20 protein-coding genes are annotated in these 20,462 nt (G+C 69.2%); 10 read left to right on the forward strand and 10 right to left on the reverse strand.

Annotated features, from left to right (window positions below; genetic code table 11):
• Positions 1-9: 9 nt before the first annotated feature.
• From ACIBL3_RS27055 to ACIBL3_RS27080, 6 genes are all read right to left on the reverse strand, one after another.
• On the reverse strand, positions 10-1,074 hold the full coding sequence (locus tag ACIBL3_RS27055; RefSeq protein WP_396356389.1) for an esterase-like activity of phytase family protein: 1,065 nt from the start codon (positions 1,072-1,074) through the stop codon (positions 10-12).
• Positions 1,075-1,138: 64 nt separating this feature from the next.
• Positions 1,139-2,461 (reverse strand): enolase C-terminal domain-like protein, encoded by a 1,323-nt coding sequence (locus ACIBL3_RS27060; RefSeq protein WP_396356390.1) that lies wholly within the window; start codon positions 2,459-2,461, stop codon positions 1,139-1,141.
• A complete protein-coding gene (gene kdgD / locus ACIBL3_RS27065) occupies positions 2,458-3,372 on the reverse strand; it encodes a 5-dehydro-4-deoxyglucarate dehydratase (RefSeq protein WP_396356391.1) in 915 nt (304 codons plus the stop codon). Before kdgD ends, ACIBL3_RS27060 begins: the two co-directional genes overlap by 4 nt.
• 39 nt (positions 3,373-3,411) lie before the next feature.
• Entirely contained in the window at positions 3,412-4,302 is an 891-nt protein-coding gene (locus ACIBL3_RS27070) for a LysR substrate-binding domain-containing protein (protein ID WP_396356392.1), read from the reverse strand.
• Between the two features lie 85 nt (positions 4,303-4,387).
• Positions 4,388-5,080, reverse strand: a complete 693-nt coding sequence (locus tag ACIBL3_RS27075) for a FadR/GntR family transcriptional regulator (RefSeq protein ID WP_396356393.1) — start codon at positions 5,078-5,080, stop codon at positions 4,388-4,390.
• On the reverse strand, positions 5,077-6,204 hold the full coding sequence (locus ACIBL3_RS27080) for a mandelate racemase/muconate lactonizing enzyme family protein (RefSeq protein ID WP_396356395.1): 1,128 nt from the start codon (positions 6,202-6,204) through the stop codon (positions 5,077-5,079). The genes ACIBL3_RS27075 and ACIBL3_RS27080 overlap by 4 nt, the downstream gene beginning before the upstream one ends.
• Positions 6,205-6,467: 263 nt before the next feature.
• Between ACIBL3_RS27080 and glsA the strand changes: the two genes are divergently transcribed.
• Complete coding sequence (glsA, locus tag ACIBL3_RS27085; RefSeq protein ID WP_396356396.1) at positions 6,468-7,880, forward strand: glutaminase A; 1,413 nt, start codon at positions 6,468-6,470, stop codon at positions 7,878-7,880.
• 54 nt (positions 7,881-7,934) lie between these two features.
• Here the strand turns inward: glsA and glmS are convergent, their stop codons facing one another.
• Positions 7,935-9,755 (reverse strand): glutamine--fructose-6-phosphate transaminase (isomerizing), encoded by a 1,821-nt coding sequence (gene glmS, locus ACIBL3_RS27090; RefSeq protein ID WP_396356397.1) that lies wholly within the window; start codon positions 9,753-9,755, stop codon positions 7,935-7,937.
• A gap of 45 nt (positions 9,756-9,800) precedes the next feature.
• The gene (locus ACIBL3_RS27095; protein ID WP_233711914.1) at positions 9,801-10,082 is read right to left on the reverse strand and encodes a hypothetical protein; all 282 of its coding nucleotides are present in this window, start codon (positions 10,080-10,082) and stop codon (positions 9,801-9,803) included.
• Between the two features lie 265 nt (positions 10,083-10,347).
• On the opposite strand from ACIBL3_RS27095, the gene ACIBL3_RS27100 reads away from it, so the two are divergent.
• Positions 10,348-12,216, forward strand: coding sequence for a M4 family metallopeptidase (locus tag ACIBL3_RS27100; RefSeq protein WP_396356398.1), 1,869 nt, complete (start codon positions 10,348-10,350; stop codon positions 12,214-12,216).
• Here ACIBL3_RS27100 and nucS read toward each other — a convergent pair.
• Positions 12,213-12,872: an endonuclease NucS gene (gene nucS / locus ACIBL3_RS27105; RefSeq protein WP_396356399.1), complete on the reverse strand. Its 660-nt coding sequence runs from the start codon at positions 12,870-12,872 to the stop codon at positions 12,213-12,215. The two genes, ACIBL3_RS27100 and nucS, sit on opposite strands and share 4 nt — an antisense overlap.
• A 73-nt stretch (positions 12,873-12,945) precedes the next feature.
• On the opposite strand from nucS, the gene ACIBL3_RS27110 reads away from it, so the two are divergent.
• From ACIBL3_RS27110 to ACIBL3_RS27145, 8 genes are all read left to right on the forward strand, one after another.
• Entirely contained in the window at positions 12,946-13,269 is a 324-nt protein-coding gene (locus ACIBL3_RS27110; RefSeq protein ID WP_396356400.1) for a hypothetical protein, read from the forward strand.
• Between the two features lie 30 nt (positions 13,270-13,299).
• Positions 13,300-14,283, forward strand: coding sequence for an NAD(P)/FAD-dependent oxidoreductase (locus tag ACIBL3_RS27115; protein WP_396356401.1), 984 nt, complete (start codon positions 13,300-13,302; stop codon positions 14,281-14,283).
• Between the two features lie 11 nt (positions 14,284-14,294).
• The gene (locus ACIBL3_RS27120) at positions 14,295-15,176 is read left to right on the forward strand and encodes a class I SAM-dependent methyltransferase (RefSeq protein ID WP_396356402.1); all 882 of its coding nucleotides are present in this window, start codon (positions 14,295-14,297) and stop codon (positions 15,174-15,176) included.
• 103 nt (positions 15,177-15,279) lie between these two features.
• Complete coding sequence (locus ACIBL3_RS27125; RefSeq protein ID WP_396356403.1) at positions 15,280-17,055, forward strand: 3-hydroxyacyl-CoA dehydrogenase family protein; 1,776 nt, start codon at positions 15,280-15,282, stop codon at positions 17,053-17,055.
• A gap of 36 nt (positions 17,056-17,091) precedes the next feature.
• Positions 17,092-17,400 carry a hypothetical protein gene (locus ACIBL3_RS27130; RefSeq protein WP_396356404.1) on the forward strand — a complete coding sequence of 103 codons (309 nt, stop codon included), beginning with the start codon at positions 17,092-17,094 and terminating at the stop codon, positions 17,398-17,400.
• A complete protein-coding gene (locus ACIBL3_RS27135) occupies positions 17,397-17,528 on the forward strand; it encodes a hypothetical protein (RefSeq protein ID WP_396356405.1) in 132 nt (43 codons plus the stop codon). Before ACIBL3_RS27130 ends, ACIBL3_RS27135 begins: the two co-directional genes overlap by 4 nt.
• A 28-nt stretch (positions 17,529-17,556) precedes the next feature.
• Complete coding sequence (locus ACIBL3_RS27140) at positions 17,557-18,702, forward strand: hypothetical protein (protein ID WP_396356406.1); 1,146 nt, start codon at positions 17,557-17,559, stop codon at positions 18,700-18,702.
• Complete coding sequence (locus tag ACIBL3_RS27145; protein WP_396356407.1) at positions 18,699-19,691, forward strand: hypothetical protein; 993 nt, start codon at positions 18,699-18,701, stop codon at positions 19,689-19,691. The genes ACIBL3_RS27140 and ACIBL3_RS27145 overlap by 4 nt, the downstream gene beginning before the upstream one ends.
• On the opposite strand, the gene ACIBL3_RS27150 is transcribed toward ACIBL3_RS27145, so the two are convergent.
• A complete protein-coding gene (locus ACIBL3_RS27150) occupies positions 19,688-20,455 on the reverse strand; it encodes an alpha/beta fold hydrolase (protein ID WP_396356408.1) in 768 nt (255 codons plus the stop codon). The two genes, ACIBL3_RS27145 and ACIBL3_RS27150, sit on opposite strands and share 4 nt — an antisense overlap.
• Positions 20,456-20,462 lie beyond the last annotated feature (7 nt).

Genomic DNA, 20,462 nt, shown 5'->3' on the forward strand with positions numbered 1-20,462 from the left:
CCATGTGAGTCAGTGCAGGTCGACCGCCAGCGAGTAGAAGCGGGTGATCTGGGTGGCGCCGTTGTTGTCGTCCGACAACAGATAGAGCTGCCGCCGCCCGCCCGGCAGATAACCACCGAGAGCGAGTGCCTCCACGTTGTCCAGCAGCGGGTTCGGCTGCGGTTGCTTGGCGACGGCACCCGACGGCGGGCAGTTCACCAGGTCGAACAGCAGTTCCTTCTGCAGGAACACCTTGTCCGGCGCATCCGCCAGCGACGCCTGCGCAGTCACGTCCGCGGCCCGTCGCAGTGACACCGTGAACACGCGGATCGTGTTGCCCACCCCCGCGACGAAGGTGCGCTCCATCGACACCAGCGTGTCGTGATCCACCACGGCCAGCTCGACCAGCGAGAGCCCCGGGTCGGTCTTGTAGGCGTACTGCGCGACCGGACGGTAGTCGTGGCCGGGCAGACCGGCGTACCGGATGATGCGGTTCCGGCCAAGGCCGTCGGGGGCGAGCGGTCCTTCCATCCCGGCGTACAGCGACAGTCCGTCCCTGCTGACCGCGAGGGACTCGAAGGTCGCGTTGGTCGTCGCCTCACCGGCGGGCGCGACCTGGAAGCGCGCGGGCACCGGCAGCGAGCCGACCTGCAGCCCGTCCGACAACCGGAACCGGCGGATCGACGGCTCCCGCTCGGACGTCGCGAGGACGGTCCGGTCGCCGCGCTCGACGACCAGTCCCTCGCCGTCGAAGTCGGCCCCCGTGTACGGCGTCCCGTCCGGCCGGCGCAGGATCGTCATCCCGTCCACACTGACCGTCGGCTTGCTGCTGATCGTCAGGTCGAACACCCGCGCCGGCGTGGTCCCGACGTTGTCCACCAACGCCACCGCGCTGTTCCGGTCCGTCACGTTCAGCGCGGAGAGCCCGGCCACCGGCTGACCCTCGAACGTCGTCTTGTCCAGCGCGTCGCTGAACCCCAGGAACCGCGCGTCCGGCGAGCAAGCACCACCCGCAGCGGGCGTTGCCGAGGCGGTCAGCGTGGTCGTGAGAGCGGTCAGGACAACAGCAGCGGCGAGCGGCTTCTGCCAACGCATTCAAGGCTCCTTGATCGAGACGACAGACCGATCGAAACCTACCCTGGGCAACACCAGGTGAACATCAGCGCACCAGACAGGGCCGCTTCGGGTCGAACACCCAGTCCTTCACCAGGTACTGCATCGCCACCGCGTCGTCCCGGGCTCCCAAGCCGTGCTCGAGATAGAGCTCGTGCGCAGCTTGCAACGCATCCCGGTCCAGTACGACGCCCAGCCCCGGAGCACTCGGTACGGCGATCGCGCCGTCGACGATCTGCAGCGGCTCCTTGGTCAGCGCCTGCCCGTCCTGCCAGATCCAGTGCGTGTCCAGCGCGGTGATCTCACCCGGCGCGGCGGCGCCCACGTGGGTGAACATCGCCAGCGAGATGTCGAAGTGGTTGTTCGAGTGCGACCCCCAGGTCAGCCCGAAGTCGTTGCACAACTGGGCGACCCGGACCGACCCGGCCATCGTCCAGAAGTGCGGATCCGCGAGCGGGATGTCGACCGCGTCCGTCCGGATCGCGTGCGCGAGCTCGCGCCAGTCGGTGGCGATCATGTTGGTCGCCGTCCGCAGGCCCGTCGCCCGCCGGAACTCCCCCATCGTCTCCCGCCCGGAGAACCCCGCCTCCGCGCCACACGGATCCTCGACATACGCGAGTACGTCGTCCAGACCCGAGCACAACGCGATCGCCTCGCGCACCGGCCACGCGCCGTTCGGATCGATCGTGATCCGCGCCGACGGGAACCGCCGCGCCAGCGCGGTCACCGCCTCGATCTCGGTGCCACCCTCGAACACGCCACCCTTCAACTTGAAGTCAGCGAACCCGTATCGCTCCTGAGCCGCCTCGGCCAGCGCCACCACCGCACCCGGATCCAACGCCGGCTGCCGCCGCAACGCCGACCACCGATCGCCGAACCCGTCGCCGGTCAGATACGGCAGATCGGTCCGTGCGGGATCACCCACGTAGAACAGGTAGCCGAGCACCGGCACCGACGCGCGCTGCTGCCCGTCGCCCAGCAACTCGGCCACCGGTACGCCGAGATGCTGCCCGAACAGATCGAGCAGCGCCGACTCGAGCCCGGTCACCGCATGCACCGTCGTCCGCAGGTCGAACGTCTGCAACCCGCGCCCGCCGGCGTCGCGATCGGCGAAGGTCTGCGAGATGGTCCGCAGCAGCTGCCGATAGCGCGAGATCTCCTTGCCCAGCAGGAACTCCACCGCATCGGTGATCGTCGCGGCGATCTTCGCGCCGCCCGGCACCTCACCGACTCCGGTGTTGCCCGAGCTGTCCGTGACGACGACCACGTTGCGGGTGAAGTACGGCCCGTGCGCGCCACTCAGGTTCAGCAGCATGCTGTCGTACCCGGCCACAGGCACGACCTCGACGGACGCGACGGTCGGAGTCACTTGACCTTCCCGATCAGGTCGGTGAGTTGGGCGAGCTCGTCGTCGGTCAGGTTCTGCAGGGGTGGGCGGACCGGTCCGGCGGAGCGGCCGATCGCGGTGACGCCGGCTTTGACGATCGAGACGGCGTACCCCTTGGTGCGGTCCCGGATATCGAGGTACGGGAGGACGAACTCGTTCAGCTTGCGGTAGACCGACGCGCGGTCCTGGGCCAGCACGTCGGCGTAGAAACCGAGCGCGAACTCGGGGACGAAGTTGAAGATCGCCGACGAGTACGTGCTCACGCCGAGCTGCAGCAGCGGCAGCGCGAAGGTCTCCGCGGTCGGCAGGCCGCCGATGTAGGTCAGGCGGTCGCCGACCCGGGCGTAGGTGCGGGTCATCAGCTCGATGTTCCCGACCCCGTCCTTGAGGCCGACCAGGTTCGCGTTGCGGTCCGCGAGCTCCGCGACCGAGAAGTCGGTCAGGATCGCGTTGGCCCGGCTGTAGACGGTGACGCCGAGCGACGTACTGCGGCAGACGGCGGACACGTGCTCGATCAAGCCACGCTGGCCGGCCTCGGTCAGGTACGGCGGGAGCAGCAGGACGCCATCGGCTCCGGCGGCTTCCGCGGCCTGGGCTTGCTCGACCGCGGTCGCCGTACCGCCGGTGGCCGGGGCGATCACCGGGACCTTGCCGTCCACCTCGGACACCGCAGTCCGCACGACCGTGTCGATCTCGGCCGGGGTGAGCGAGAACCCCTCGCCGGTCCCGCCCGCGGCGAACAGGCCGGCCACGTCGTACTGGCTCAGCCAGGCCAGGTGCTCGCGGTACCCGGCCTCGTTGAAGCTCAGGTCCGCGTGGAAGTGCGTCACCGGGAACGAGAGCAGTCCGGTCTTGAGTCGAGCGGCCAGTTCGGCGGGAGACAAGTGGGTCACGCCGTCACGGTAGAAGCGCTTTGCGATGCCTGTCCAAGATCATTTTTGGATGGATTGATGCTCTGGGAGCATCGTGAGCACGCGGTGAAGCACTGGATTCGTCGACTCCCGGTTCCAGATCGCGTGCAGCTCAACTGGCTCTCCCGGTACGCCGACCTCGCAGAAGGTGACGCCCTCGACGCCGAGGCTGCGGGCAGCCGCCGGGACCAGCGCGACCCCACGACCGGCGGCGACCAGCAAGATCACGGTGAGGATCTGCTGGACCCGCTGCTCGATCCGCGGATGGGAGTCGGCCAGGAACCGGACCGTCAACTCGTGGAAGTACCGCGCCTGGGAGGGCGAGTAGCTGATCACCTGCTCGCCGCCGAAGTCCTCCGGTGTCAACGGCCGGCCGCGGGCGGCGAGCCGATGGTTGCTCGGGACAACGGCACACAGCGGCTCCCGGGACACGATCCGGGAGTCGAGCACCCGGGAGTCGAACGGCGGCCGGCCGAGCCCGAGATCCAGCTCTCCACGCAGTAGACCGTCGATCTGCGCGGGCGTGACCCGCTCGTGCAGGATCACGTCGACCTCTGGCAACTCTTCGGACAGCCGCCGCAAGAGCGGGCCGAGCGTCCGGATCGCCGACGTCGCCGTGAAGCCCAGGCGGAGGGTGCCGGCGGCACCTTGGTCGACGCGGCGGGCCAGATCGCCGGCGGTCTCGACGAGCGCCAGCACTCTGCGAGCTTCGCCGAGAAAGGCGCGACCCGCTTCGGTCAGCACCACCCGGCGGTTGTCGCGTTCGAGTAGCTGAACCCCGACCGCCCGCTCCAGCTTCTGCACCTGGCGGCTGAGCGGGGGCTGCGTCATGTTCAGCCGCTCGGCAGCGCGGCCGAAGTGCAACTCCTCGGCGACGGCGACGAAGGCGCTCAGCTGATCGAGCGAGAACATGATTCCCGAAAGGTATCACTCGATGCCATATCGGCCTTGGGTGGGCATTACCGACCCACCCGACGCTCCCGCAATCGGCCCGGCTTCAGTCCGGATACCGCTCGCCGGTGAGGCGGTGCCGGGTGTTCGACAGGTGCACCCGCGCCGCCGCCCGCGCCGCGTCCGGGTCCGAGCGGGCGATCGCGGCGTAGATGTTCTCGTGCTCGAGGACGACGCGGGTGAGGTGGGTCGCGTCGGACATCTCGTAGGCCGGGTCGAGGCGGGTCCGCGGCAGCATGATCATCATCGGGCCGAGCGAGTCGATCAGGTCGGTGTAGAAGCGGTTCCCGGACGCGGCCGCGACCTTGAAGTGGAACGCGAAGTCCGCCTCGACCGACCGGCTCGGGTCGGCCCCGATCCGCCGGAAGTCGTCCAGCGCCCGCTCGATCGCCTTCAGTTGGTGCTCGGTACGTCGTACCGCCGCCAGTCCGGCCGCCTCACTCTCCACCCCGATTCGAAACTCCAGCAGCTCCAGCACATCCCGATGCGACCGCACCTGCCGCAACCCGTCAGCCCGCTCCGGCACCTCCAGCACGAACGACCCGCGCCCCTGAAACGTCTCCACCAAGCCGGCCGCCTGCAACCGCGAAACGGCCTCCCGCACCACCGTCCGGCTGACCCCGAACTCCTCGACCAAGCTGTTCTCGGCAGGCAGCTTGTCGCCGGGCGCGATCTCTCCACTGAGGATCCGGCCCTTCAGCTGCTCGACGACCTCGTGGGCCAGCCCGCGCTTGGTCATCGGGTGCCGAACTCGCAGGAGTCGACGGTCCACGCGGCGCACTGGTCGCTGGTGGTGAAGCCGAGGCCGGGGCGGTCGGGGACGAGCATGCGGCCGTCCAGGGTCTCCAACCGCTCGTTGAACAAGGGGTTCAGCCACTCGAAGTGCTCGACCCACGGCTCCCGCGGGTACGCCGCCGCCAGGTGCAGGTGGATCTCCATCGCGAAGTGCGGCGCCAACTGCAGACCGTTGTGGTCGGCAAGTGCAGCCAGTCGCAGGAACGGCGTGATCCCGCCGATCCGCGGCGCGTCCGGCTGGATGATGTCCGCGGCCCGCGCCTCGATCAGACGGACATGCTCACCGACACTCGACAGCATCTCGCCCGTGGCGATCGGCGTGTCCAGAGCGGCCGCGAGTTGCGCATGTCCTTCGGCGTCGTACGCGTCGAGCGGCTCCTCGATCCAGACCAGGCCGAACTCCTCCAGCACCCGCCCGAACCGCAGCGCCGTCGGCCGGTCCCACTGCTGGTTGGCGTCGACCATCAGCGGTACGTCGTCACCCAAATGCTCACGGACGGCCCGCACCCGGTCCAGGTCGATCCGGGGGTCCGGCTGCCCGACCTTGATCTTGATCCCGCCGATCCCGTCCGCCAGGGACTTCGACGCGCGCTCCTTGACCTCCTCGATCGGCGCGTGCAGGAACCCGCCGGAGGTGTTGTAGGCCCGGACCGAGTCCCGGTGCGCGCCGAGCAGTTTCGCCAGCGGCAGGTCCGCCCGCTTCGCCTTCAGGTCCCACAGCGCGATGTCGATCGCCGCGATCGCCTGCGTCGCCACTCCGGACCGGCCGACCGACGCACCGGCCCAGAGCAGCTTGTCGTACACCTTCCCGATGTCCGACGGGTCCTCGCCGATCAGGTTCGCCGCGATCTCCTTGGCATGGGCGTACTGCGCCGGCCCGCCGGCTCGCTTCGAGTAGCTGAACCCGATCCCGTGCCGGTCCTGCGCGGTGGTGACTTCCGCGAACAGGAACACGATCTCGGTCATCGGCCGCTGTCGCCCGGTCAGCACCTTGGCGTCGCTGATCGGCTGGTCGAGAGGGAGGACGACGGACGAGAGACGGACGTGGCGGATCTGATCACTCGGCATCCAGTCATCATACAAGTCGGCAACCTATACGATGACTGGAGCTCAGCCGAAGAGCTTGCGCCACCCCCGCCTGGTCCACTTCCACGACCACCCGAGACCCGGGCCGGACAGGTCAGAAGTGGACAGTTTCCGGTACTGGCCAGCGCGCGTTTGATCCCGTGGTAACACCGCGGATCCACTGTGGAAACACAAGTTGGAAAAGCTGACTGCTTCGCCCGACAGTGTGGTCGCGCGCGCCCGTTTGCCTGGGGAAGGGTTCAGCGATGGATGTGTCGGAGTTGACGCACCGCCGGTTGTTCGACGCGCTCGACAAGGACGGCGACGGCCGGGTCTGGGCCTGGGAGCTGCTCAGCCCGCTGGGCCGAGCCGGGATCCAGCCGGGCGATCCCCGGGTCCGGGCGGCGCTGGCGGACCTGCGTGACCAGGACGGCAAGCCGTTCGGGCTCGACAGCCAGCCGGTGCAGATCGACTACCAGCAGTTCGTCGCGATCGCGCAGCACGGCGACGGCATCGTCCAGCGTGCACTGCAAGGTGACCTGGCTGTGTCGCCGGCCGAGTTCGGGGAGCTCGCCCGCGGCCTGCAGCGGATCTACGCCGACGTCGAGCCGAACCGGGACGGCGAAGTCGCGCAGTACATCCCGACCTTGAAGGACGCCGATCCGGAGCGGTTCGGGATCGCGATCTGCACTGCCGACGGGCAGGTGTTCGAGGTCGGTGACTCGCAGTTGCCGTTCAGCGTGCAGTCGACCTCGAAGCCGTTCAGCTACGCGATGGCGCTGGAGGAGCTCGGCGCCGACGAGGTGCACCAGTGGGTCGGCCAGGAGCAGAGCGGCGGCACCTTCAACGACTACCGGCTCTCCCTGGACGGGGAACGCAGGCCGCTCAACCCGATGATCAACGCCGGCGCGATCGGCACCCTCGCGCTGGTCGACTCCGGCAGCGACGAGTCGGCCCGGATGCGCACGGTCAAGCAGACCTGGACGGCGATGATGGGACAGCCGCCGGGCTCCGACGTGGAGACCTTCCTGGCCGAACGGGACACCGGCGACGGGAACCGCGGCCTGGCCAGCCTGATGGCCGCCGAGCAGATGCTCAAAGGCGCGAAGGGCCGCGAGGGCGCCGAACGGGCCGCCGAGTTCTACTTCCAGGTCTGCTCGCTGGAAGTGGACGCGGCGCGGCTCGCGGCTGCGGGCGCCACGCTGGCGAATGGTGGCGTTGCGCCGTACAGCGGTGACCGCGTGTTCTCCCGGGAGACCGCGGGCCGGGTGCTGTCGGTGATGGGGCACAGCGGGATGTACAACGACTCCGGCAAGTTCGCCGACCAGGTCGGGCTGCCGTCCAAGAGCGGTGTCTCCGGGAACGTGATGATGGTGGTGCCGGAGAAGCGGCTCGCGGTGGTGGTGTTCTCGCCACGACTGGACGAGGCCGGCAACTCGGTGCGCGGCGTCGAGGCGTGCCGCCGGCTGGTGAACGAGTTCGGCCTGCACCCGTACAAGGGCCTTGGCGCCGAACGGACCCTGCAGGCCGATCAGCAGGCCGCCATCGCCGACACGGTGCGCCGGGCCCTCGGCGGCATGCCGACGCCGGGACGCGAAGGCGCCGGCTCCCAGGACAGCAAGCCAGGCGCCCACCGCGCCGGCGGCGCCGGCCGCAACCAATGGGGCCAAACGCTCTGAAAACCGCAGCAGCCCCCGTCGAGGAGATCGGGGGCTGCTGCGTTCAGCGGGCGGTCACTCCACGGTGACGGACTTCGCCAGGTTGCGCGGCTTGTCGACGTCGTGGCCGAGGGCAACGGCCGCGTAGTACGCGATGATCTGCAGCGGGATGGTGAGCAGGATCGGGTCGAGCTCCGGCTCGTTCTTCGGGACCACGATCTGCGCCGCCACCCCGTCCGGCACGTCCACCCCGGGGTGCGTGACGACGTACAGCGGGCCGGACCGGGCGCCGATCTCGTGCAGCGCGCCGATGTTGCGGTCGAGCAGCTCGTCGTCCGGCACGATCGCGACACTCGGCACGTCCGGCGAGATCAGCGCCAGCGGGCCGTGCTTCAACTCCGAGGTCTGGTACGCCTCGGCGTGCCGGTAGGAGATCTCCTTCAGCTTCTGCGCGCCCTCGCGGGCGACCGGGTAGCCGCGGGTCCGGCCGACGAAGAACAGGCTCTCGTGCTGGGACAGCCGGCCGGCGATCTTGGCCAGCTCCTCCTCCTGGGCGACGATCTCGGCGATGTGCCCGGGGATCTTCTTCAGGCCCTCGATCAGCCGGCGGCCGTCGGCGGGGGAGACGTCGCGGATCCGGCCGAGGTGGATGCCGAGCATCGCGAACGCGACCGCCATGTTGGTCAGCGCCTTGGTGGACGCGACCGAGACCTCTGGGCCGGCGTGCAGGTAGACACCGCCGTCGACCTCGCGGGCGATGCTCGAGCCGACCGCGTTGACCAGGCCGATCACCCGGCCACCCTTGCGCTTCAGCTCCTGGACCGCGACCAGGGTGTCCAGCGTCTCGCCGGACTGGCTCACCGCGATGTACAGGGTGTCGCGCTCGACCACCGGGTTGCGGTAGCGGAACTCCGAGGCCGGCTCGGCGTCGGCCGGGATCCGGGCCACCTCCTCGATGAACTGCGCGCCCATCTGGCCGGCGTAGTACGCCGAGCCGCAGCCGAGGATCTTGACCCGCTTGATCTCCCGGGCCTCCCGCGCGTCCATGTTCAGGCCGCCCAGGTGGACGGTGTGGAAGCGCTCGTCCAGGCGGCCGCGGATCGCCCGCTGGACGGCCTCCGGCTGCTCGTGGATCTCCTTCATCATGAAGTGCTCGTGCAGGCCGCGCTCGTACTCGTCGGCGGTCCACTCGACCGTGCTCTCGGTCTTGGTGGTGGCCCGGGCGTCCTGGGTGAAGGTGCGGTACCCGTCGGCGCGGACGGTGGCCAGCTCGCCGTCGTCCAGGTACACGACCTGGCGGGTGTAGCGGATCAGCGCGGCCGCGTCGGAGGCGACGTGCATCTCGCCGTCGCCGATGCCGAGGATCAGCGGGCTGCCGTTGCGGGCGACCACGATCCGGTCCGGGAACTGCAGGTCGATCACGGCGATGCCGTAGGTGCCCTCGACCCGGCGCAGGCTGGCCAGCACCTTGTCCTCGAGCGTGTCGCCCTCGGCCTGCTCGATCAGGTGCGCGAGCACCTCGGTGTCGGTCTCCGAGCGCAGCTTGACGCCGGCGTCCTCCAGCTGGGCGCGCAGCGCGGCGGCGTTGTCGAAGATGCCGTTGTGTACCACGGCGATCCGCTCGTTGCCGCTGACGTGCGGGTGCGCGTTGTCCTTGCTCGGGCCGCCGTGCGTCGCCCACCGGGTGTGGCCGATGCCGAGCTTGCCGCCGAACCGCTTCGGCAGCGACGCCTCCAGCTCGCGGACCCGCCCGGCGTCCTTGTGCACCTTCAGCTCACTGGACCCCAGTACGGCGACACCCGCCGAGTCGTAGCCGCGGTACTCCAGCCGCGCCAGTCCGTCCACCAGGATGGGCGCGGCCGGCTTGGTGCCGACGTACCCGACGATTCCGCACATGTGTTCATGCCTTTCGGAGGTTGTCGCTGTCTGAGGTCAGACCCGTCAGCCGTAGACGATCCGTCGCAGCTGCCGGGCGGAGAGTTCGGGTGAGCGGACCGGCCAGTGCCGGAGCTCGGTGCCGAGCCGGGCGAAGATCTCGTCGTTGCGGGCGCCGTAGGTCTGCAGCTCACGGTGCCGGCGCCGGACGTACTCCTCGGTCGTCTCGGTGAAGTAGGCCAGGACGTCGGCGACCACCCGGCGCGCGTCGTCCGGCGGGAGGCCGGTGGTCCGGCTGATCTGTTCGGCGAGTTCGTCCACCGGACCCGCCGCCGCCTCACTGATCACGCGCTAACTGTGCAGCGTTTCGGGGTCCAAAGCCAAGCTCTTGCCCGAAATCGGGCAAATTTCGCTGTAACGACAGGAGGTGATCAGGCCGCTCCCGGCCGTGGACCTTACTCCTGTTTTCCAGCGTGAGGGAAATCCCCACACCTGGTGCACCCGATCTTGCCGGTGCCCGGAGCCGGGCGTAGGACTGGCGTTGACGGGGCGACCCTCGGGGCTGGGGTTCGGCCGGCCCGTCGACATCCGCTCGACCGGGGAGGTCCCTGTCATGAACAGATCGCCTGTCGTGGCCGCCCTAGCGGCCCTCGCACTGGTCACCGCCGGCGTCGCCACCGCGACCGCCGGGCCGGCGGCCCCCACGCCGCTACCCAGCGGTTCGTTCGCCCTGTCCGGAGCCGCCGCTCAAGGCTTCGCAGTACCGGCCGGGATGGTGAAGCTCTGGACCGCCGACCGGGCCGGTGGCGGTACCCAGACCCGCTATCAGCAAGTGGTCGGCGCGGCCCAGGTCCTCGGCGGCCAGTTGACCGTGCTCAAGAACAAGGCCGGCAAGACCGACGCCGTCATCGGGGCGTACTTCCCGGGCCTGAAGGCCAAGAACAGCGCCTCGGTGTCCACCGCGAGCGCCCGCGGGATCGCGGCCAAACGCGTCGGCACCGCCGGAAAGTGGTCGTCCAGCCTGAAGATCGACCCCAGGGACGGGCGGCTGTTCCACCAGGTCGTGAGTCAGCGCCCCGATCAGCGCTGGGTCCAGTGGGTCGACGCCTCGTCCGGCTCGGTGAAGAAGCAGTACGACGCGGTCGCGCACGGCGACGGCACCGGCGTGAAGGGCGACACCAAGGAGTTCTCCACGACCCGGATCGGCGGCACCTTCTTCCTGCGGTCGCAAGACCAGCGTCAGGAGACCTATGACGCCGCCAACAAGCAGGTCCTGCCCGGCACGATCATGACTGACGCCGACGACCACTGGAACTTCAACCTGCCGACCTTCAGGACGCCCAGCCAGGCGCCCGGCGTGGACGCCCACTACTACGCGAACGTCACCGACGACTTCTACAGCGACGTGTTCGGGCGCAACAGCATCGACGACAACGGCATGACGATCATCTCGACCGTGCACTTCGCCAACCGGTTCTGCAACGCCTTCTGGAACGGCGAGCAGATGACGTACGGCGACGGGGACAACAAGACCTGTCTCCCGCTGTCCGGTGGTCTCGACGTAGTCGGGCACGAGCTCACCCACGGCGTCACCGAGTTCACCTCGAACCTCATCTACGAAGACGAGTCCGGTGCGCTGAACGAGGCCTTCAGCGACATGATGGGCAACACGATCGAGTTCTACGCGGCTCAGCACGGTCTCGACCCGGCCGGGTCGCCGGACTGGCTGATCGGCGAGGACGTCATCCTCACTCCCGACATCAGGCCGGGCTTCCGGAACATGGGTGACCCGCAGGAGGACGCCGACCCGGACCACTACAGCGAGTTCATCGTCACCGAGCTGGACAACGGCGGTGTGCACTCCAACAGCGGAATCCCGAACCACGCCTACTACCTGGCGGTCAACGGCGGCAAGAACGCCGGCTGCGCGCCCGGTAGCCTGAGCGGTCACACGCACACCCTGGACTGTGGCGTGACCGTGCCGGCGATGGGGCTGGCTACCGCGAGGTCGGTGTTCTACCAGGCGTTCACCAGCCTGCCGGAGTTCGCGAACTTCTGCGACGCCCGCAACGCCACAGCGGCGGTCGGCGGCGCGGCCGGCGCGGCCGCCTGGGATGCCGTCGGTGTGCACGCAGGATGTACGCCCGCGACGCCGCCTCCGCCGCCGTGCGTGAGTGACCCGGACGCCGACATCCCGTTCGAGTCGCCACATCCGTACGGCAACAACGGCGACTGCACCTGGACCTACGACAACGGGACCGCCGGGTTCGCGTTCCACTTCAGCCTGCTCGACACGGAGAAGAACTTCGACTTCATCACGGTGTCGGACGGTAACGGCGACGTCTTGGCGACGTACACCGGCCTCGACCGGAACGGTGCGACGTCACCGTGTATCAGCACCCCCACCGGCTCGGTCCGCCTCACGACCGACGGGTCGGTGGTCGCTCAAGGCTTCATCGTGGATGCGGTGGTGGCCTGCTAGAAGAGACGCAGTACGTCCGACTCCATGCCGCGTAGCGCGTCGTAGTCGACGGTCAGGCACTCCAGGCCTCGGTCCGTGGCGAGGACCTTGGCCTGGGGCTTGATCAGCTGGGCGGCGAAGATGCCCCGGACCGGGGCCAGCATCGGGTCCCGGTTCAGGAGCTCGACGTACCGGGTGAGCTGCTCGACGCCGTCGATCTCGCCGCGGCGCTTGATCTCGACCGCGACGTGCTTGCCGTCGGCGTCGCGGCAGAGCAGGTCGACCGGGCCGATCGCGGTCGGGTACTCGCGCCGGACCAGGGTCCAGCCGTCGCCGAAGGTGTGCACGTGCTCGGCCAGCAGCTCCTGCAGGTGCGCCTCGACACCGTCCTTGATCAGACCGGGGTCGGTGCCCAGTTCATAGGCGGTGTCGCTGTGCACCTCCTCGATGGTGATCCGGAGCTCCTCACCGGCCTTGTTGGTGACACTCCAGACCCCGTCCTCCTCGGTCAGCCTGCACGGCGGCGACATCCAGTTGAGCGGCTTGTAGGAGCCGCCGTCGGCGTGGATCAGCACGGAGCCGTCCGCCTTCACCATCAGCAACCGGGGTGCCATCGGCAGATGAGCCGTCAGCCGGCCGGAGTAGTCCACGGAACAGGTAGCAATCACCAAGCGCACGACAAAGCACCGTAGTCGACTCCTTACCGCGACTCCATGGCGCCGTGCCGGTGTTGGTGCGAAGCTGCCGGGTATGAGACCAGAGTCCAGCCCGCGGGCGCGATCGGAGTACGACGCTGTCGCGATCGCTCTGGAGTCGTCGGGGGTCGTGCCGGGCAGCATGTTCGGGATGCCATGCCTGAAGATCGGCCGCAAGACACTCGCCGGGTTGTGGGGTGATGCGATGAACTTCAAGCTGCCACCCGAGCCGCGGGCGCAGGCGCTGGCGTTGCCGGGTGCCGAGCCCTTCGATCCCGGGATGGGGCGGCCGATGAAGGAGTGGGTGCTGGTTCCGCTGGAGCACTCGGCCAGCTGGACCAGGTACGCGGAGCAGGCGATGGAGTTCGTCCGCGAGTGACAGCCGGGCGGATCGGCCTACGCTGAAAGCATGAGCAGGGCCGAGACCGATCTGCTGGTCATCGGAGCGGGGCCTGCCGGACTCTACGCGGCGTACTACGCCGGCTTCCGGCGGTACTCCGTCACGCTGATCGACTCGTTGCCCGAACTCGGCGGCCAGGTGTCGGCGCTGTACCCGGAGAAGGTGATCTACGACGTCGCCGGATTCGTCGCGATCAAAGGGCAGGAGCTGGTCGACGCACTGGTCGATCAGGCCGCGACCGCGAAACCGCAGTACCTGCTGGGCCATCGGGCCGAGGAACTCCTGGTCGACGACGAGGTCGTCACGGTCACCACGCACCTCGGCGCCGTCGTCCAGGCGAAAGCCGCGCTGATCACCGGCGGGATCGGGACGTTCACGCCGCGGCCGTTGCCGGACGCCGACGACTTCGCCGACCGTGGCCTGCGCTACTTCGTGAAGCGGCTGGACGACCTGGCGGGACAAAAGGTGCTGATCGTCGGGGGCGGCGACTCGGCGTTCGACTGGGCCGTGAGCCTGGAGCCGATCGCCGAGTCGGTCACACTGATCCATCGGCGGCCGGCGTTCCGGGCCCACAAGGCCACCGTCGACGCCGTACTGTCCAGCCGTGTCGAGGTGCTGACGCCGTACGAGGTGGTCCGTATCAACGGCAACGCCCGGGTGGAATCGGTGGAGATCTTCGACAACCTGACCGGCGAGCGGCGGACGCTGCCGGTGGACAGCGTTGTCGCCGCGCTGGGTTTCACCGCCGATCTCGGGCCCTTCACGCGCTGGGGGCTCGACCAGCGCAAACGGCATATCCTGGTTGACTCGGCGATGCGGACGAACCTGCGGCGCGTGTTTGCCGCAGGTGACATCGTCGAGTACGACGGCAAGGTCAAGCTGATCTCGGTCGCGTTCGGCGAGGCCGCCACCGCGGTCAACAACGCTGCGGGCCTGATCGAGCCCGGTGCGAAGGTGTTCCCCGGGCATTCCACGGGCGCGGAAGGCCCGTGAGACTGTGAGGCATGAATCTCATCTGTCCGGCGCGGATTCTGCTGCTGCCTGGGGACCTGCTGGACCCGGTGGTCGGGGAGCGGGTCGCTCAGGTCTACGCCGGGCCGTTCGAGGCGGCGGCCGGGACGCGGCTGGCGGACGGGCTTGGCGTGCGGCTGACCGTCGTACCCGAGCTGGTACGGCGTCCCGACGAGGAGTTGCAGGCGATCGCGGACCTGCATCGTGGCGAGACCGTGGTCGTGCTCGGCGTGGACCTCGGGCTGCACCTGCCCGCGATCGTCGAGCACACCGGCGACGGGTGGACGCGGGTGCCGACCAACAACGAGCTCACGCTGGCGACGTACGAGCAGGCCGCCGAGAAGTTCCGGGAGTCGATCCCGGTCGAGCCCAACGCGCTGCTCATCGACCTGCTCGACGGCGCGCTCGCCCCCGGTGCGCGGGTGCTCGAGCTCGGCAGCGGGACCGGTCGCGACGCGATCGAGCTGGAGCGGCGAGGTTTCGTCGTACGGCGGACCGACGCCGCGTCGGCGTTCGTGGAGATGATGCGCGCGGACGGGTACGACGCCGAGCGGCTGAACGCGATCACCGACGACTACGGCGGACCGTACGACGCGGTGTTCGCCGACGCGGTGTTCATGCACTTCGATCGGGCGCAGTTGACCGGCGTACTCCGGAAGGCGGCCCGCGCCGCGCCGGTGCTCGCCTTCACCACGCGGGAGGGCAAGGGCGAGGAGTGGTCGAACCGGAACCTCGACCTGCCGCGGCACTTCGTCCTGTGGCAGGAGGAGCCCCTGCGCGAACTGCTCGCCGCCACCGGCTGGATTGTCGACCAACTCAACCGAGGCGAGACCCGCATCGGCTGGTGGTTCCACGTACTGGCCAGGCACTCGTGATCCGGGCTGGAGTCTCCGGTGGTGTTCGACGAGGTGTGAGCTTGGACTCGGGGGTGACTCAGCTCATGGGCGGACCACTGGGCGGACTGGCATAGTTCGGGGCATGGCTCGGGAACTGAAGACGGTGGGTGTGGTCGGTCTCGGCACGATGGGCGCCGGGATCGCCGAGGTGTTCGCGCGCAACGGGCTGACCGTGGTCGGCGTCGAGCGCGACGAGGCGGCCGCCGAGCGCGGTCGCGGGCACATCCAGCACTCGACCGACCGGGCGGTGAAGCGCGGCAAGCTGTCGGTCGAGGACCAGCAGGCGCTGTTCGACCGGGTCACCTTCGCCACCTCGCTGGAGGCGCTGTCCGACTGCGACCTGGTGATCGAGGCCGTGATCGAGCGGCTCGAGCTGAAGCGCGAGGTGTTCTCCGCGCTGGACAAGATCGTCCGCGAGGACGCCATCCTGGCCACCAACACCTCCAGCCTGTCCGTCACCGAGATCTCGGTCGCCACCGAGCGCCCGCGCCGGGTCGTCGGCATGCACTTCTTCAACCCCGCCCCGGTGCAGGAGTTCGTCGAGGTGATCAAGACCGTCGTCACCGAGCCCGACGTGGTCGACGACGTGCAGGCGCTGGCCCGCCGGCTGGACAAGGTCCCGGTGGTCGCGGCCGACCGGGCCGGCTTCATCGCCAACGCCCTGCTGTTCGGCTACCTGAACCACGCGGTCTCGATGGTGGAGTCGCGCTACGCGACCCGTGAGGACGTCGACGCGGCGATGCGGCTCGGCTGCGGCTACCCGATGGGCCCGCTCGCGCTGCTCGACCTGATCGGCCTGGACACGGCGTACGAGATCCTCGACACGATGTACAAGCAGGGCCGCAACCGCCTGCACGCGCCGGCCCCGATCCTCAAGCAGATGGTCACCGCCGGCCTGCTCGGCCGCAAGACCGGCCGCGGCTTCTACACCTACGAGGCCCCGGACTCCCCGGTCGTGGTCGACGACGAGCACACTCCGTCGACGGCCGCCGAGGCGCCGGCGGTCCGCCCGATCAAGCAGGTCGGCGTGGTCGGCTCCGGAACGATGGCGGTCGGCATCATCGAGGTCTGCGCCAAGGCCGGGTACGACGTCCTCTACGTTGCCCGCGGCACCGAGAAGGTCGACCGGGTCCGGGCGGCCCTGGAACGCTCGCTGGAGAAGGGCGTCCAGCGCGGCAAGCTCTCCTCCGAGGAGCGCGACGCGGCCCTGCGCCGGATCGTCGGCACGGCGAAACTCGACGACCTGGCGACCGTCGACCTGGTCGTGGAGGCCGTGGTCGAGGAGCTGAGCGTCAAGCAGGCGCTGTTCGAGACCTTCGACGAGATCTGCAAGCCGGGCGCGATCCTGGCCACCACCACCAGCAGCCTGCCGGTGATCGACCTGGCGATGGCGACCAAGCGGCCGAGTGACGTGGTCGGCGTGCACTTCTTCAACCCGGCCCCGGTGATGAAGCTGGTCGAGATCGTCAGCACGGTCAGCACGTCGGCCGAGGTGGCCGACACGGTCGCGGCGCTGGCGGTTGCCGCCGGCAAGCACCCGGTGCGGTGCGGCGACCGGGCCGGGTTCATCGTGAACGCGCTGCTGTTCCCGTACCTGAACGACGCGGTCCGGATGCTCGAGGCGCACTACTCGAACGTCGACGACATCGACGCCGCGATGAAGCTCGGCTGCCGGCTCCCGATGGGCCCGTTCGAGCTCCTCGACGTGGTCGGCCTGGACGTCTCGCTGGCCATCCAGCGCACCCTCTACCTGGAGTTCCGCGAGCCCGGCTTCGCCCCCGCCCCTCTCCTGGAACACCTCGTCACCGCCGGCTACCTCGGCCGCAAAACCGCCCGCGGCTTCCGCGACTACAGCTAGGCCCGAAGGCACCGGACGCGGGCTAGCCTTGGCTTCATGGGCCAGGACGAGGCGCGGGAACACATCACGTCGGCGCTCGGCGGCAGTCCGGGCGAGCCGTTGAGCGACGAGGAGCGGGTCGAGCGCGAACGCGTCCGGAACCTGATCCAGGCCGTCGCCGCCTGCTACAACACGCTGGTCAGCCAGGAGACCGACACCGGCCGACGGACCGACCTGGTCGCCAAGCTCTCGTTCCACGACGAGGAGTTCCGCCGCCGCGACACCCTGACGCCCGCCGAGCGCGCCGAGATCCTGCGCACCTACCCTGAACTGCTGGAGCGCCTGCGAGCAGAGATCGGCGAATGACCGCCGACCTCGCGCTCACCCCGGCCGAGGCGGACGCAGTCATAGCCTCGACGTTGTCGGTGCCGGTCGTGCGTTCGGCGGGTGGTGGGCACTCCGGGCGGTCGGCGGGGGAGTCGCTGGACCGCTGAGCTGGAAGACTCACGCGGCATGCGGAGGATGAAGTATCAGCGGGACCTGGTCGGGGTCTGTGCGTCGCTGCTGCTGGTGTGTACCGGGATCGGGCTGATCGGGATACCTGGGGTCGTCGGTGCAGAGTGGCCCGGATGGTCCTCGCTGATGTTCCTCGTCGCGGTGCTGGTGCTCCCGGTGGCGTGGGTGCTGCTGCGGATCTCCTCCGGTACGGCGACAGTGGCCCGGTGGATCGCGTTGGCGGCGGTCGGCGCCGTACTGGTCCGGCTGGTCTGGTCCGCGTACGACGTGGGCCCGGCGATCGTGATCGCCGTACTGCCGTTGCTGGCGATTCTCGTTCTTGCCGCGGTGGTTCTCGTGTACTCGTGGCCGCAGGCGACGTCGCGGGCCCTGCAGGACGTTGCCCAGCGCAACGGCTGGCGGTTGCTCGACCCACGGGAGCTGGACCTGCCGCCGCTGCCGTTGCCGGTCGGGCGGGCCTGGAGTGTGCGGAACGTCGTACAGACTCCGAACGGGACGGCGTTCGAAGCGCGGTGGCTGCGGTGGCACGGGGTGCTGTGCCGGCGGCGTCGGTTGTCAGCGTTCGTCGCGCCGCGACTGTCCGCCGCGCTGCCGCCGATGGAGGTCCGCCCAGGCGGGCTGTCCCGGTCGGACATCACGCTGGAAAGCGTCGAGTTCAACCGCAGTTTCGATGTCATCGGCAACGATGCGCGCTACCTGACCGCCGTACTGCATCCCCGCACCATGCAGGCGCTCCTCGACGCCCGCCCGGTCTCGCTGGCGCTCGCGAGTACGGCGCTGGTCCTGTACGACGACCAGCCGCTGACCCCGGAGTCGCTCACCCGCGGCCTGGCGAACCTCGAGCGGATCAGCATTCCGGGTCACGTGCTCGACGACTGGGGTCAGTACGCGGGCCAGCCCAGCCGCCGCGGCCTCCGCTTCACCGATCGCGGATTCGACCTGTCGGCCGGTGCGCTGATGGCACGACTGACAGCCATGACCACCGGGCTGCTCGGCTTGACGCTGCTCACCTGCCTCGCAGCAGCCGCGACCGAGCCGGACTTCGACCCGCCCCGCTCGGTCAGCACCCTGCTCATCGCGGCCGGCCTTCTGCTGGCCGTCGCCGTAATTTGCGTGCTGGTCCCGAAGCGGAGACCTACGCTGGGCGGGTGATCGAGCAAAGGCGTGCACCGCTTCCGCGGTCGTTGCTGCCCGACGCCGAAGGGCAGTGGGTACGGCGCTGGACCGGCGACGACTGGCTTGCCGAGGCGGACGCGTGGGTGGGGAAGCAGTTGGCCGGGACTGGGACTGCTGTGACCGGTGCGCCGGTGCCGTACAAGATCCGCTTCTGGGCAGCCGTCTGGTGCTACCCGACCGACCACGGACTGTACTGGTTCAAGGAGAACAACCCCGGTCAGGCGTTCGAGGCTGCCCTGGTGGGTGCGATGGCGGAGGCGCTGCCGCAGCACGTCGTCGCCCCGCTCGCGATCGAGCCGGAACGCGGCTGGTTCCTGACCGCCGATCAAGGTCCGACGCTCGACGAGAACGATGTCGCCTGGCGTCGGCTCGTCGTCGAGTACGCCGCTCTGCAGCGCGACAGCGTGCCGGTGGAGAGCGCCCTACTCGCCAGCGGGCTCACATCACTCGCCCCTTCCCGCCTGCCCGACGCCGTGCATCGGGTCGCGGAGTGGTTCACGGACCTCGCCGACGATCATCCGCTGCGCCCTGACCAGTCGATACTTGACGGCGTACGGCGGGCCGCCGACAACCTGTCCGGGGTGGAGAAGTTGCTGCCCGGCGCCGTACCGATGGCTCTTGATCAGAACGACCTGCACGCGCGGAACGTCTTCCGGCCGGATCCGAGCGGTCCGTACCGGTTCTTCGACTTCGGTGACGCCGTGTGGGGTCACCCGTTCGCCACGATCGGGAGCGTGCGGAAGGACGTCGACGACGAGGTCATCACGTCGTACCTCGCGGAGTGGTCGGACTTCGCGCCACTCGACGTACTGCGCCGCGAGCTGGAGATCGCCGAGCCGCTGCACACGGTGCACCGGATGGTGTCCTGGCACCGGCTGCTGTTGCACGCGGACGAGCTCGAGTGCGCCGCCTGGATCGTGCACGTCGAGCACTGGCTCCGCGAGCTCGTGCGAACCTACGGCTAACGCAGGAACGGCGTCAGTACGGCGAGGAAGTCGTCGAGGCGCTCGGCGTGCACCCAATGGCCGGCTTCGGGGACCTCGGCGTACTGGACGTTCGGGAAGTACGACGCGATCGTCGCGCGGTGGTCCTGCTGGACGTAGTCGGACTTGCCGCCGTAGATGAACAGGGTCGGGCCGTCATAGCGTCGGCCCTCCGCCTCGTCCGGCCAGCCGGAGATCGCCGGCAGTGCGGCCTCGATCACCGGGAGGTTCGGCCGCCACCGGGCCCCGGCGTCGTCGAGGATCAGGTTCTGCAGCAGGAAGGCGCGAGTACCAGGAGTCTGGACCGCTTCGGCCAGTTGAGCGTCCACGTCGGCGCGGCGGTGGACGTTCGACAGGTCCGCGTCGCGCATCGCCCTGGCGTACTCGACGAAGGCCGGCGGGTAGGCCACGGGGGCAGCGTCGACCACGATCAGCCGCGCGACGACCTCCGGGTGCTCGAGGGCGGTGAGCATCGCGGTCTTGCCGCCCATCGAGTGACCGACCAAAGCGACCGGCCCGACACCGAGGGACTCGATCGTCTCCCGGACGTCGTCGGCCATCTCCGGGTAGCTCATCGTCTCGGTGTGCGGTGACGTGCCGTGGTTGCGCAGGTCGAACGCGAACACGCGGTGCTCCCCGGACAACCTCCGGGCCGCGGTCATCCAGTTCCGCCCGGAGCCGAACAGGCCGTGCATGACCACGACCGGCGTACCACTCTCGCCGTACGACGTGACCGGAAGCTTCATCGAAGAC

This window comes from Kribbella sp. NPDC050124, assembly GCF_044460355.1.
Classification (GTDB): Bacteria; Actinomycetota; Actinomycetes; order Propionibacteriales; family Kribbellaceae; genus Kribbella.